The organism is Streptomyces sp. NPDC005402 (assembly GCF_040606575.1).
In the GTDB taxonomy this organism is placed as follows: Bacteria; Actinomycetota; Actinomycetes; order Streptomycetales; family Streptomycetaceae; genus Streptomyces.
This window is the reverse complement of the sequence record NZ_JBEXFB010000003.1, coordinates 188,400-201,549: the sequence shown is the minus strand read 5'-3', so window position 1 is coordinate 201,549 and position 13,150 is coordinate 188,400. Positions and strand designations below refer to the sequence as shown.

Genomic DNA, 13,150 nt, shown 5'->3' with positions numbered 1-13,150 from the left:
ACTTGTCGGGTGAGGGACAATGGAGGCTCTGTCAGGGCGGGTTCATGAGGGGACGCATGTCGGACGCGGAGCGGGCGGGAGCATCCCGGCAGGACAAGAGCGAGCGTCTCCTCGCCGGGCGGTACCGGCTGGGAGGAGTGCTCGGCCGCGGAGGCATGGGCACGGTGTGGCGCGCCGAGGACGAGACCCTGGGCAGGACGGTGGCCGTCAAGGAACTCCGGTTCCCGTCCAGCATCGACGAGGACGAGAAGCGCCGGCTGATCACGCGCACGCTGCGTGAGGCCAAGGCGATCGCGCGGATTCGCAACACCAGCGCGGTGACCGTGTACGACGTGGTCGACGAGGACGACCGGCCGTGGATCGTGATGGAGCTCGTCGAGGGCAAGTCGCTCGCCGAGGTCATCCGGGAGGACGGGCTGCTGGAGCCCAAGCGTGCGGCGGAGGTGGGCCTCGCGATCCTCGACGTCCTCAGGTCCGCGCACCGCGAGGGCATCCTGCACCGGGACGTGAAGCCGTCCAACGTGCTGATCTCCGAGGACGGCCGGGTCGTGCTCACCGACTTCGGCATCGCCCAGGTCGAGGGCGACCCGTCCATCACCTCCACCGGCATGCTCGTCGGCGCACCCTCCTACATCTCCCCGGAGCGGGCCCGCGGGCACAAGCCGGGACCCGCCGCCGACATGTGGTCGCTCGGCGGACTGCTGTACGCGGCGGTCGAGGGCGCCCCGCCGTACGACAAGGGGTCCGCGATCGCGACGCTCACGGCGGTGATGACCGAGCCGCTGGAAGAGCCGAAGAACGCGGGTCCGCTGAGGGACGTCATCTACGGCCTGCTCACCAAGGACCCCGCCCAGCGGCTCGACGACAGTCGCGCGCGGGCCATGCTCACCGCGGTGATCCACGCGCCCGAGCCCAAGGAGGCCGAGCCGGAGCCGGCGGCTGACGCGACCCGGGTGGTGCCGTTGCCGGCGCAGCCGCAGGAGCGTGCGGGCGGCGAGCGGCTGCGCGGGGCACTGCGTTCCGTGCGGAAGGTCGCCGGGGCGGCGGCGACGTCCGCGGCCGTGTCCCTCACCAAGTCCGGGAGCGGTACGGCGGGTTCGGGCGGGGCGGGCTCGAGTGGCGGGAAGGTGCCCGCCCAGGCCTCCGAGGCTGCTTCGGCAACTCCGGCCTCCTCGTCCTCCTCGTCCTCCCCGGCGTCTTCGGCGCCTTCGAGCTCTCCGGCTTCCTCGGCGCCTTCCGCGTCTCGGGCGAAGGGCGCGGCGAGTGTGTCGTCCGCGTCCGGGGCGGCCCCGGCATCGGCTTCGACGTCTGCTACGACGTCGGCATCGAGTGGGGCGGACGGAGTCCGGGACGGGAAGACGCGGCAGGCCGACGCGGTCTCGGACGGCCGGGGTTCGGGATGGCCCGTGATGACGCCGCCGCCGGACCTGGCGCCGCGGCCGGTGCCCAGGGCGCCGCTGACCGACGTGGTGCCGCGCCGGACGCTGGTGATCATCGCGCTGGTCCTGGCGCTCGTGGTCATCGGTACCGTACTGGCGCTCACGCTCGGCGGGGATGAGGGCAGCGACGGGGCGAAGGGCGGCGGCACCAAGGTGACGGCGGGCGCGAGCGCCAGTGCCGACACCAAGGAGGACGAGAGCGGGGGCACCCGGACCGACGGGTCCACCACCGGGTCCGCGTCGTCGGAGGCGGGTGCGGGGTCTGCGAAGACGCCGAGTGCGGGGGAGAGCGGCCGGAGTTCGGGAGGGTCCTCCGGTTCGGGGGGCTCTGCCGATGACGGTGCGGTGGCCTCGACGTACAAGGGCGGCCAGGGGTACTCGATCGGGCTGCCCGCGGGGTGGAAGTTCCAGACCAGCAGCTCCGCGGGCGACCGGTTCACCGGGCTCGACGGGCAGAAGCTGCTCGTCGCCTGGACCAGCACGCCCAAGGGCGACCCGGTCGCGGACTGGGAGAGCCAGGAGCAGGGCATGCGCCGCTCGCAGTACACCAAGATCCGGATAGAGAAGGTGGATTACCGGGGCTGGAACACGGCCGACTGGGAGTTCACCTATGGGGACAGCGGGACGAAGTACCGGACGATCGACCGTGGATTCGTCGTCAACGGCCATCTCGGATATGCGTTGATGTACACCGCGAAAGCCGCGAACTGGGGCACTGAGCTGCGCAAGGACACATGGCAGACGCTCGCGCGCACCTTCGAACCGAAGTCATGAAGCGTCGCGCGGTAAACGGTCATGTGTTTGAGCCCTGATATCTGGATTCCCCTCTTTGCGGGTTGCCTCCGGCACGTATCGTGAGTGTTCGTGGACCGTCCGCATCCAGGTTCGGGTACGGAACGGGCCGCGAGGCGAACGGAATTGACCAACCGGGCGGCCGGGGGAGGCAACGTGGACGACTATGCGGGTCGGGTACTCGCCGACCGCTACCGCCTGCCGCTGCCGCCGTCCGACGAGTACGAACTCACCGAGACCCGCGCCTTCGACACCTACAGCGGGCAGGAAGTCCTGGTCAGGCAGGTCCCGTTGCCCGAGGTCGTCGAGGCGGAGGTGCTCGACGCCGAGGGACTCCCCGACGGGTTCACGGCCCGGGACCCGCAGGGGGCCCGGCGGACCTCGGGCCGGCGCGGCGCGCGCCGGCCCACCGAACCTGCCGTGCGGCGGGCCGTCGAGGCCGCGCAGGCCGCCGCCCGGATCCCCGACCATCCGCGTCTCGACCAGGTCTTCGACGTGTTCGCCGAGGGCGGTTCGCTGTGGGTCGTCAGCGAGTTGGTGGCCGCACGGTCGCTGGCGGCACTGCTCGCCGAGAAGCCGCTGACGCCCTACCGGGCGGCCGAGGTCGCCTCCGACGTGCTCATGGCGCTGCGGGTACTGCACGCGCACGGCTGGGTGCACCGCAACATCACCGCCCGCACGGTGCTGGTCTGCGACGACGGCCGGGTCATGCTCACCGGCCTCGCGGTCGGCGCGGCCGAGGAGGCACTGTGCGGCTATGACCCGGTGCCGGCCGAGGCGGGCCAATGGGGCGCCGGGGGCGGGGAGTTCGGGGCCGGGGCAAACGACGGTCCGGGCACTGGGGCCGACGGGCGTGGGGGACCTGGTGGACCTCAGGTCCCCGGGCAGTCGACGGGCCCGGCCGGTGGGCTCGGCGCCGCGGGCAGGGCCGGGGTGCCCGGCGGTGCGGGTGCCGCTCGTACGGCTGTCGGGAACGGCGGCGCCGGTGCGGCCTTCGGGCTGGGCGCCCAGGGCGCCGGGCCGGGCCCGGGTGGTGCGGTCACCTTCGGCGGAGGCGATCCCGAGGCCGCCCGGCGGGCCGCGATCGAGGCCCGGGAGGCCCGTGGGCTGCCCAGCGCCGGGGTGGAGGGGGCGAACGGCACCGGGGCGTCGGCCGAGCTCGTCCGCCGGGAGCCCGACGGCGGTACGGACATCCGGGCGGCGCGGGCCGGGGCGATCGCCGCCTACCGGGCGGGCGCACGGGCCGCGGCCCGGGTCCAGGAGGCACAGAACGGCAGGGCCGCCCTGCCCGGAGCCCGCCCGGCACCGGACGCCGACCCCGCCGCACGAACGCGCGGCGCCGACCCCGCCGTACAGACCGACGGCGGTGTGCCGCAGTCGCCGTATCCGTCGGCCAACGGCCTTGCGCAGTCCCCGTATCCGGCCGTGGGCGGTGTCGAGCAGGCGCCCGGTGGTGGGGCTCAGGGGCGGACAGCGGACCCCTATGGAGTGCGCCCCGCTCCCTGGCACGGTGCTGTGCCGCGTGGTGGGGGTGCGGTGCCCGTCGACGAGGTGCCCGCTCTTGGCGCCGTGCCCGCCGTTGATCAGGCGTCCGCGCCCACCCGCTGGGAGGACCTCCCGCCCACCGATGCCCCCGCCCGCCGCGGGCCCGCCACCGCGCTCGCCGCCGAGCGGGCGCGGCAGGCCCGGATGGCCGTGGTGGGGCCCGTCACCGAGCGATGGGCGCCCGAGCAGGCCGGGCCGGTGCACGAGAACTGGCAGCTGGCCGCGCCCATCGGACCGGCGACCGATCTGTGGGCGCTCGGGGCGTTGCTGTTCCGGGCCGTCCAGGGGCACGCGCCCTATCCCGAGGAGTCGACGGCCGAGCTGGTGCAGTTGGTGTGCGCCGAGCCGCCCGCCTTCGCGGAGGAGTGCGGACCGCTGAGGCCGGTCGTGGAGTCGCTGTTGCGGCAGGACCCGACCGAGCGGCTGGACTTCGAGGAACTGCGCGGCTGGCTGCGGTCGCTGGTGCGGTCCGCGCCCGAGCCGGAGGCCGGCGCCCATGTGGTCGCCGCTCCGCCCGTGGACGCGAGCCGGCTGCCGATCGTGCGGCGCCGGGGCGAGTTGGTGCGCAGGCGGCGCGCCGGGCTGCCCGCCACGCACGGACGGCACAAGCGGGGCCGGCAGGAGACCGCGGCTTCACCGCGCCGTCTCGGCCGCAATCTGCTGCTGGTCATCCTGCTGGTGATGGCCGCGGCGATCGCGTACGCCATGTACTTCATGCCGAAGGCGGACCCGGACGACAAGGGCGCCGCCCAGGAGACGGGTTCCACCAGTCAGGCCGGTCCGGCGCAGTCCCCGGAGGCCGGCGGTGAGCCCCGGCCGGAGCCGACCACCACCCCCGAACCGTCACAGTCCAGCGGTGCCGCCGAGACCCAGACCGCCGGGCCCGAGGTCGCCGACGGGTTCACCCTGCGCACGGACGCCGAGGGCTTCAAGGTCGCCGTGGCGGGCGGCTGGGACCGCACCCCGAGGAACGGCCGCGGTCAGGTGGTCTACTCCCAGGGCGACTTCGAGCTGATCGTCGTCCCCGGGCGGGACACCGCGGCCGCGAACGGCGGCGATCCGATGGTCTACCAGCGCGAGAAGGAGCCCGAACTCCAGCCGTACCGCGACTCCAGCTGGGCCACCGCCACCGGGCTGAAGTCGATCCAGGTGGGCACCAGGAGCATGGCCGAGGGGCAGTTCACCTGGACCGCCGACGACGGACGCGAGCTGTACGTGCGCAATGTCGCGATCCTGATCGGCGGGAAGTACCACGTGGTGCAGGTGCGCGGCCCGGAGGCGGAGCGGGACGAGGTCACCCGGCTGTACGAGCAGGCGTCGGCCACGTACCAGGTGACCGGCTGACGGACGCCGTAGCGGCGGCTCGGGTTCACTCGTACTTCGCGGAAGCGACAACCGTCACAGTGAGGTCTCCTTGACGCCCCCCTGGTTCCCCTCGGCGCGGGCCGGTCCTTAGTCTGACTGCGTCAAGAGCATTGCGGGGAAACGTGAATCAGATGCAGGGCCTGCTCCTCGCGGGGCGCTACCGGCTCGCCGACCCGATAGGCAAGGGCGGCATGGGCCGGGTCTGGCGTGCCCACGACGAGGTGCTGCACCGGGCCGTGGCGATCAAGGAGCTGACCGCCGCGCTCTACGTTTCCGAGAGCGACCAGGCCGTTCTGCTCGCCCGTACCCGCGCCGAGGCCCGCGCGGCCGCCCGGATCAACCACTCGGCCGTCGTCACCGTGCACGACGTGCTCGACCACGACGGCCGGCCCTGGATCGTGATGGAGCTGGTCGAGGGCCGCTCGCTGGCCGACGCCGTCAAGGAGGACGGCCGCATCGAGGCGCGTGAGGCGGCCCGGATCGGACTGTGGGTGCTGCGGGCCCTGCGCGCCGCGCACACCGCCGGGGTCCTGCACAGGGATGTGAAACCCGGCAACGTCCTCCTCGCGCGGGACGGCCGCGTCCTGCTCACCGACTTCGGGATCGCCCAGATCGAGGGCGACACCACCATCACCCGCACCGGAGAGGTCGTCGGCTCGGTCGACTACCTCGCCCCCGAGCGGGTCCGCGGCGCCGACCCCGGCCCGTCCGCCGACCTGTGGGCGCTCGGTGCCACGCTGTACACGGCGGTCGAGGGACGGTCGCCGTTCCGCCGTACGACCCCGCTGACCACCATGCAGGCCGTCGTCGACGAGGAGCCCGCCGAGCCGCTGAGCGCCGGCCCGCTCGGGCCCGTCATCGCCGCCCTGCTGCGCAAGGATCCCGCCGTGCGGCCCGGCGCGGCCGAGGCGGAGCAGATGCTCGCCGAGGCGGCGGAGGGGCGGCGGCCGAGCGCGGCACAGGCGTATGTGCCGACGCAACATGTGGGTTCCCACCATGAGCCGGGGACGCACCGCGGATCCCACGGTGGGCTCGGCACGCCGACCACGGGCACGCCGGTCAGCGGAACGTCGTACCCCTCGGCCTCCGGGCCGTCGTACTCATCGGGCCCCGGCCCGACGTACCACTCGGGCGCCCTGTACGGCCAGGCCGCCTCCTCCACGGTCATCGGCCCCCCGCACCACACCGGCACGACCCAGGCCGCTCCGCCCAGGCGACGCCGGCTGCGTTCCGTCGCGCTCGTGGTCGCGCTCGCCGCGGTCGTCAGTGCCGGGACCGCGGTCGCCCTGCAGAAGTGGGACGAAGGGCGGGACAAGGGCGGCAGCTCCACCTCGGAGAGCAGCTCGCCGAGCCCCACGCCGAGCCCGGCCACGGGTGGGATTCCGGCCGGTTGGGTTCCCTACAACGACCCCGTGGGCTTCAGCGTCTATCTCCCCAAGGGCTGGAAGCGTTCGGTCTTCGGAACCCCCGCCGACGGCCTGACCCAGATCGACTACTCGCCGGACCAGGGCAAGCACTTCGTCCGGATCGCCGTCGACACCTCGCCCGACTTCTTCGATCCGCTCGCCCACCAGCACAGCCTGGAGGAGCAGATCCAGGACCTCAAGGACTACCACCGCGTCGGCATGGTCAGGAACACCTACCGGGACCGGCCGGGCGCCCGCTGGGAGTACACCTGGACCGCGCTCGCGAAGGACATCGCCTTCCCCGGGCCGCGCCGGGCCGTGGAGGAGACGTACATGTCCCCGGCCGGTGCCGAGTACGCGATCTACATGTCGGCGCCCGCGGAGAGCTGGCCGACCACCAGCAAGCAGTTCGCGGCGGTGCTCAAGGGCTGGAAAGAGCCGAACAGCTGACGGAGTTGGCCGGTCACCGTCCCGGAGCGCATCCGTCCGCTGCGGCATGATGGGGCGCATGGGGACCGAGGGGGACACCTTCCGTGTGATCGCGGGCCGCTACCGCCTGGAGGCGAGGATCGGGCGCGGCGGCATGGGCGTGGTGTGGCGGGCGACCGACCAGCTGCTCGGCCGGCAGGTCGCCGTCAAGGAGATCCCTCTCGACGAGACACTCTCCGCCGAGGACGCCCGGCTCCAGCGCGACCGCACCCTGCGCGAGGCCGGCGCGGTCGCCCGGCTCAGCCACCCGCACATCATGGTCGTCCACGACGTCGTCGAGCAGGACGAACGGCCGTACATCGTCATGGAGTTGATCGACGGCGGCTCCCTCGCCGACCGGATCTCCGCGCACGGCCCGGTCGACGCCGCCGAGGCCGCCCGGATCGGCGCCGACCTGCTGAGCGCCCTGCGCGCGGCGCACGCGGCCGGGGTGCTGCACCGGGACATCAAGCCCGCCAACGTCCTCGTCGAGTCCGGCACCGGGCGGGTCGTGCTCACCGACTTCGGCATCGCCCAGGTCGCGGGCGCCACCACCCTCACCGAGACCGGCTCCTTCGTCGGCTCGCCCGAGTACACCGCGCCCGAGCGGATGTCCGGGGCCAGGACCGGCCCGGAGGCCGACCTGTGGTCCCTGGGCGCGCTGCTGTGCACGGCCCTCAGCGGTGAATCGCCCTTCCGGCGCGACTCGTTGGGCGGCATCCTGCACGCCGTCGTCATCGACGAGATCCGGCCGCCCGCGCAAGCAGGGCCCCTCCTTCCGGTCGTACGCGGCCTGCTGGAGCGGGATCCCGAGCGGCGGCTGGACGCGGTGGAGGCGGAGCGGATGCTGCGGGCCTTCCTGGAGACGGGCCGTACGCCGCCGCGCCGGGCACCCGAGCGGGCGTACACGCCGACCCAGCGGGATGTTCCGCTACGGCGGTCCGCGGCGCCGGAGCGGTCGGGGAGCGGTGGGCTCATGGCGCGGGCGCGGTCGAGGCGGGGCGTGCTCACGGCGGCGCTGCTGGTCGCCGTGATGGCGGGAGCGGGGGTGTCGGCGGCGTTGCTGTTGACGGACCGGGGCGGGCGGGACGGGCGTACGGCGGCCGGTACGTCGGCGCCCGGGACGCCTGCGAGCAGCTCCACCACCACCGCCGCGCCCGCACCCACCGCGACCCTGCCCTCCGCCCCCTCCGGTTACCGCGTCGCCGAGGACCCCGCCGGGTTCGCGCTCGCCGTGCCCGACGGGTTCACCCGGGAGCCGCAGGGGGAGCGGGTCTTCTACCTGTCGTCCGGCGACACCTTCCGCCTCGGCGTCAAGGTCACCGATCCCCCACCCGGCGGCCCGCTGGGCGTGATGCGGCGCGCGGCCGCCAAGGGCCCGGAGGCCAACCCCGGTTACCGCGACGGCCGGGTCACCTCGCTCACGCACCGCGGACACCCCGCCGCGTTCTGGGAGTTCACCTGGGACGGCTTCAGCGCGGCCGAGGGCGCCCGGCACACCTACGACGTGTGCTGGGAGGAGAACGGGCGGCTGTACGACGTGTGGGTGTCGGCGCCGGTCGGGAAGGTGCGGGAGGCCAAGGAGCACTTCGACGTGGCGGTCGACACGTTCACGGTGCCGTAGGGAGTGGAGATACGTCACGGGTGTGTGACCGGAATGCATCACCTCTGGATGCCTGTGTGCCTGGCGCGATATGGATGAACCCATGAGCAGCAGCGGGGGAGTCGGCCACGAGTCCGACGAGACGACGAGTTATGTTCTGCAACCTCCCAGGCCCCCTCAACCGGAGCCGGGCATCGGCCGGCTCGTCGCGGGCCGTTACCGGCTGCTGGCCAAGCTTGGGCACGGTGGCATGGGTACGGTGTGGCGGGCCAAGGACGAGACGGTGGACCGCGAGGTGGCCGTCAAGGAACCCCGCGTCCCGGACCACCTTCCCGAACGCGAACGAGGAAACGCCTTCGAGCGGATGCGTCGGGAGGCACGGGCCGCGGCCCGGCTCGACCATCCCGGTGTCGTGAACGTGCACGACGTGGCGGTCGTGGACGGCCGGCCGTGGATCGTGATGGAGCTGGTGCGGGGCCGTTCGCTGGGCGACGCGTTGCAGGAGGGCACCCTCGGGGCGCGGGAAGCGGCGAGAATCGGCCTCGAGGTGCTCGGTGCGCTGGAGGCCGCACACGCGGCGGGCATCCTGCACAGGGATGTGAAACCGGACAACGTCCTGCTCGGCCGCTACGACCGGGTCGTCCTCACCGACTTCGGCATAGCCCAGATCGAGGGCGAGACCAACCTGACCGACACCGGCGGCTTCGTCGGCTCGCCCGAGTTCATCGCCCCCGAGCGGGTGCTGGGCCAGCGTCCCGGCCCCGCCTCGGACCTCTGGTCCCTCGGCGTGGTCCTGTACGCGGCGACGGAGGGCGTCTCGCCGTTCCGCCGCAGCAACACCCCCGCCACCCTCCAGTCCGTCCTCAACGCCACGCCCGCCCCGCCCGCCGCGGCGCACGGCCCGCTCGCCGACGCCATCAACGGCCTCCTGCAGAAGGACCCGGCGCGGCGTCCGAACGCGGCGCAGGTCAGGGCGCTCCTGGAGGCCACCGCCAACCCGCCCGCCCCGGAGCCCACGCAGATCGTGCGGACCGTCGAGGTGCCGGCGGCCGGCGGTTTCCGGCCGGGCCGCAAGGCGTGGCTCGGGCTCGGCGCGGCGGTCGTCGCGGCCGCGGTGGCGGCGTATCTGGTGATCGCCGACCCGTTCGCCGGGCCGCTGCCGGACGGCTGGACGAAGAAGCACACCAAGGACGTCGCCGCGACGCTGGCGGTGCCCGCGGACTACCAGCCCACCACGCCCGACCGGAAGACGGACAAGACCCACTGGATCACGTACTCCGACTACAGCGGCAGCATCTGGATCGGCCTGCGGCTGGAGCGGAGAGCCGAGGACACCGCGCACAACATCGCGGGCTCCGCCGCGGCCGAGATGTACGACGACGACACCAGGTTCAAGGAGAACGGCGAGTACGACCTCAGCATGCCGGACACCGCCAGGACCCGGCCCGAGGACCGGACGTACCAGGGCCGGAAGGCCGCAGGGAACACCGTCACGTACACCACCACCGACAGCCAGCACCCCCTCCCGCGCGAACTCCAGATCTTCTACTACCGCACCTCCGGCGGCGACATGTACAAGCTCACCGTCAGCTATCCGGGCAAGGGGGACTTCACGGGCCGGGGGCGCGAGGTGGCACGGGCGGCGATCGCGAATCTCGGGGTGGACAGACTCTGAGGGCGGTGCGGTCGCGCGGAACCGGGTTGTCCGAGGCGGGTCGGCCGCACCCTCGCCACCGGTGCCCGGCCCTGCCGACGTCGGGTGCCTGAGCCTGCCGCTTAGACAAGGGCATGACGCGCACGGTACTCATGTGCCATGAGTGAAGACGGCGAACACTCGCCCGACGGACGTCTGATCGGTGGGCGGTACCGGCTCGCCGAGCGGATCGGCTCCGGGGTGAACGGCACCGTATGGCGGGCCTTCGACGAGCAGGGCGGGCGGTACGTCGCCGTCAAGGAGCCTCGTCTGACCGGGGATCCGGAGGACGAGGAACGGCAGCGGGCCGTGCACCGGGTGGCGCATGAGGCGCGGGCCGCGGCACGGGTCGACCATCCGGCAGCCGTCGCCATCCATGACGTCCTCCTCGACGACGAACTGCCCTGGATCGTCATGGAGTTGGTGGAGGGGGAGTCGCTGGACGCGGCGCTCGCCGGGCGTGGGCCACTGCCCGCGGCCGAGGCCGCTCGCATCGGGCTCGCCGTCCTCGGCGCGCTCCACGCCGCCCACGGCGTCGGCATCGTCCACCGGGATCTCAAGCCGGCCAACGTGCTCCTCGAAGCCGCGAGCGGGCGGGTGGTGGTGACCGACTTCGGGATCGGCGGCGCGGGGCCCGCCGACGGCCGGGAGACCTCGGCCGGGTTCGTCGCCCCGGAGTGCGCGTCGGGCCCCGGTGCGGGGCCGGCTTCCGATCTGTGGTCGCTCGGGGCGGTGCTCAGGGTGGCCGTGGCTGACGCTCCGTCCGGTCCGCTGGGGCCGCTGCTGGAGCGACTCCTCGTCCCCGAGCCGGAGGAGCGGCCGACGGCGGAGGAGGCCGCCCGGGTGCTGGCCGAGGCCGCCGGGGCGAACTCGCCGGAGTGGGCCCGGGAGGCGGCCGCGCCGGGTGCGGGACAGGGCTCAGGCAGTGAGGCCGCGCCGGCGCGGTCCGCGCTCCCCGCAGCCGACCGCCACGACCCGTCCGCCCGTCCGCCGACCACCCCGGAGCCCCGGCGCCTCACCGCCCTGTCCGCCCTCGGTCTCCTCCTGCAGAAAAAACCGGAGCGTGGCTGACCGGCGCAGATCATCGCCGTACAACTCCCTGATCAGCGCATTCCCTGCCAGCCATCACTGGCGATGTGCGCGTACTCCGTGAACGCCCGTTACCGACGGGTACCCAAAGCCCCCGCTGCCGCATACCCTGCGGCTCATGACGGACGCGCAGGCCCCGGCCAAGACCGGCACGAACCCCCTCGCCCCCGCCCCGGAGGGCGCCCGTACCGCGGCCGACGTGGTCACCCCGGAGCTGGTCGCCCAGCTCACCAAGGGGGTGACCGGGTCCGGCCGCACCGCCAACCACACGCCGTTCACCGGCGAGAAGCTGGCCGACCTGCCCGAGTCCACCCCCGAGGACGTGGAGAAGGCCTTCGAGGCGGCCCGCCGGGCGCAGACGGTGTGGGAGCAGACCCCCGTACGGCAGCGCGCGGCCGTCCTGCTCCGCTTCCACGACCTGATCCTGGAGCGCCAGGCCGAGGTCCTCGACCTCATCCAGCTGGAGACCGGCAAGGCCCGCCTGCACGCGCATGAGGAAGTACAGGCGGTCGCCGTGGCGGCGCGGCACTACGGCCGCAAGGCGCCCGCCTACCTGAGGCCCAAGCGGCACACCGGTGCCGTGCCCACCCTCACCAAGGTCACCGAGCTGCGCCATCCGCGCGGGGTCGTCGGCCAGATAGCCCCCTGGAACTATCCCCTCGAACTCTCCGTCGGCGACGCGCTCCCCGCCTTCGTCGCGGGCAACGCCGTCGTGATGAAGCCGGACACCGAGACCTGCCTGACCGCGCTGTGGGCGCGCGACCTGCTCGTCGAGGCCGGGCTGCCCGCCGAGGTCTTCCAGGTCGTCCTCGGTGAGGGCCCCGTCGTCGGCCCCGAGGTCGTCCGGCACGCCGACTACGTCTCCTTCACCGGCTCCACCCGCACCGGCCGCGAGGTCGCCCAGGGCGCCGCCGCCCGTCTGGTCGGCGTCTCCCTCGAACTCGGCGGCAAGAACGCCATGCTGGTCCTTCAGGACGCGGACATCGAGAAGGCCGCCGCCGGTGCCGTCCGCGCCTGCTTCTCCTCCGCCGGCCAACTCTGCATCTCCATCGAGCGGTTGTACGTCCACGAGTCGATCGCGGACGCCTTCCTGGAGCGCTTCGCCGCCCGCACCAGGGCCATGCGGCTCGGCACGTCCCTCGCCTACGGCGCCGACATGGGCTCCCTGGTCGGGGAGCGGCAGCTGGAGACCGTGACCCGGCATGTCGAGGAGGCCGTCTCCAAGGGAGCGAAGGTCGTCGCCGGTGGCGTGGCCCGCCCGGACATCGGCCCCTACTTCTTCGAGCCGACCATCCTCGACGGCGTCACCGAGCCGATGGCCGTGTGCGCCGAGGAGACCTTCGGCCCGGTCGTCTCCCTCTACCGCTTCAAGACCGAGGACGAGGCGGTCGAGCTCGCCAACTCCACGCCGTACGGGCTGAACTCGTCGGTGTGGACGAAGGACGGCAAGCGGGGCCGTGCGATCGCCTCCCGGGTCCGGGCCGGCACCGTCAACGTCAACGAGGGCTACGCCTCCGCCTATGGCAGCGTCCAGTCCCCGATGGGCGGCATGAAGGACTCCGGCCTCGGCCGCCGCCACGGCTCCGAGGGCATCCTCAAGTACACCGAGGCCCAGACCATCGCCCAGCAGCGGCTGCTGCCGATGGCGCCCTCGCTGGGGATGGACGACGAGAAGTACGCCCAGTTCATGAGCCGGAGCCTGAAGGCGATGAAGGCGTTCCGCTTCAAGTAGCAGCGCCCGTTCCGAACG

7 protein-coding genes are annotated in these 13,150 nt (G+C 73.3%); all 7 read left to right on the top strand.

Annotated elements, in window-relative coordinates; all coding sequences use genetic code 11:
• Positions 1-56 precede the first annotated feature (56 nt).
• The 7 genes from ABZT02_RS06730 to ABZT02_RS06700 all read left to right on the top strand — a co-directional run bounded on the left by ABZT02_RS06730 (position 57) and on the right by ABZT02_RS06700 (position 13,132).
• Positions 57-2,213, top strand: coding sequence for a serine/threonine-protein kinase (locus ABZT02_RS06730; protein WP_356015544.1), 2,157 nt, complete (start codon positions 57-59; stop codon positions 2,211-2,213).
• A gap of 174 nt (positions 2,214-2,387) precedes the next feature.
• Entirely contained in the window at positions 2,388-5,120 is a 2,733-nt protein-coding gene (locus ABZT02_RS06725) for a protein kinase (protein WP_356014944.1), read from the top strand.
• A 152-nt stretch (positions 5,121-5,272) separates the two neighbouring features.
• Positions 5,273-6,997: a serine/threonine-protein kinase gene (locus tag ABZT02_RS06720; RefSeq protein ID WP_356015542.1), complete on the top strand. Its 1,725-nt coding sequence runs from the start codon at positions 5,273-5,275 to the stop codon at positions 6,995-6,997.
• A gap of 58 nt (positions 6,998-7,055) precedes the next feature.
• A complete protein-coding gene (locus ABZT02_RS06715) occupies positions 7,056-8,639 on the top strand; it encodes a serine/threonine-protein kinase (RefSeq protein WP_356014941.1) in 1,584 nt (527 codons plus the stop codon).
• 82 nt (positions 8,640-8,721) lie between these two features.
• Positions 8,722-10,293 carry a serine/threonine-protein kinase gene (locus ABZT02_RS06710; protein ID WP_356014939.1) on the top strand — a complete coding sequence of 524 codons (1,572 nt, stop codon included), beginning with the start codon at positions 8,722-8,724 and terminating at the stop codon, positions 10,291-10,293.
• A 138-nt stretch (positions 10,294-10,431) separates the two neighbouring features.
• Positions 10,432-11,382, top strand: coding sequence for a serine/threonine-protein kinase (locus tag ABZT02_RS06705; protein ID WP_356014936.1), 951 nt, complete (start codon positions 10,432-10,434; stop codon positions 11,380-11,382).
• Between the two features lie 136 nt (positions 11,383-11,518).
• Positions 11,519-13,132, top strand: coding sequence for a succinic semialdehyde dehydrogenase (locus ABZT02_RS06700; protein ID WP_356014934.1), 1,614 nt, complete (start codon positions 11,519-11,521; stop codon positions 13,130-13,132).
• Positions 13,133-13,150: the final 18 nt, after the last annotated feature.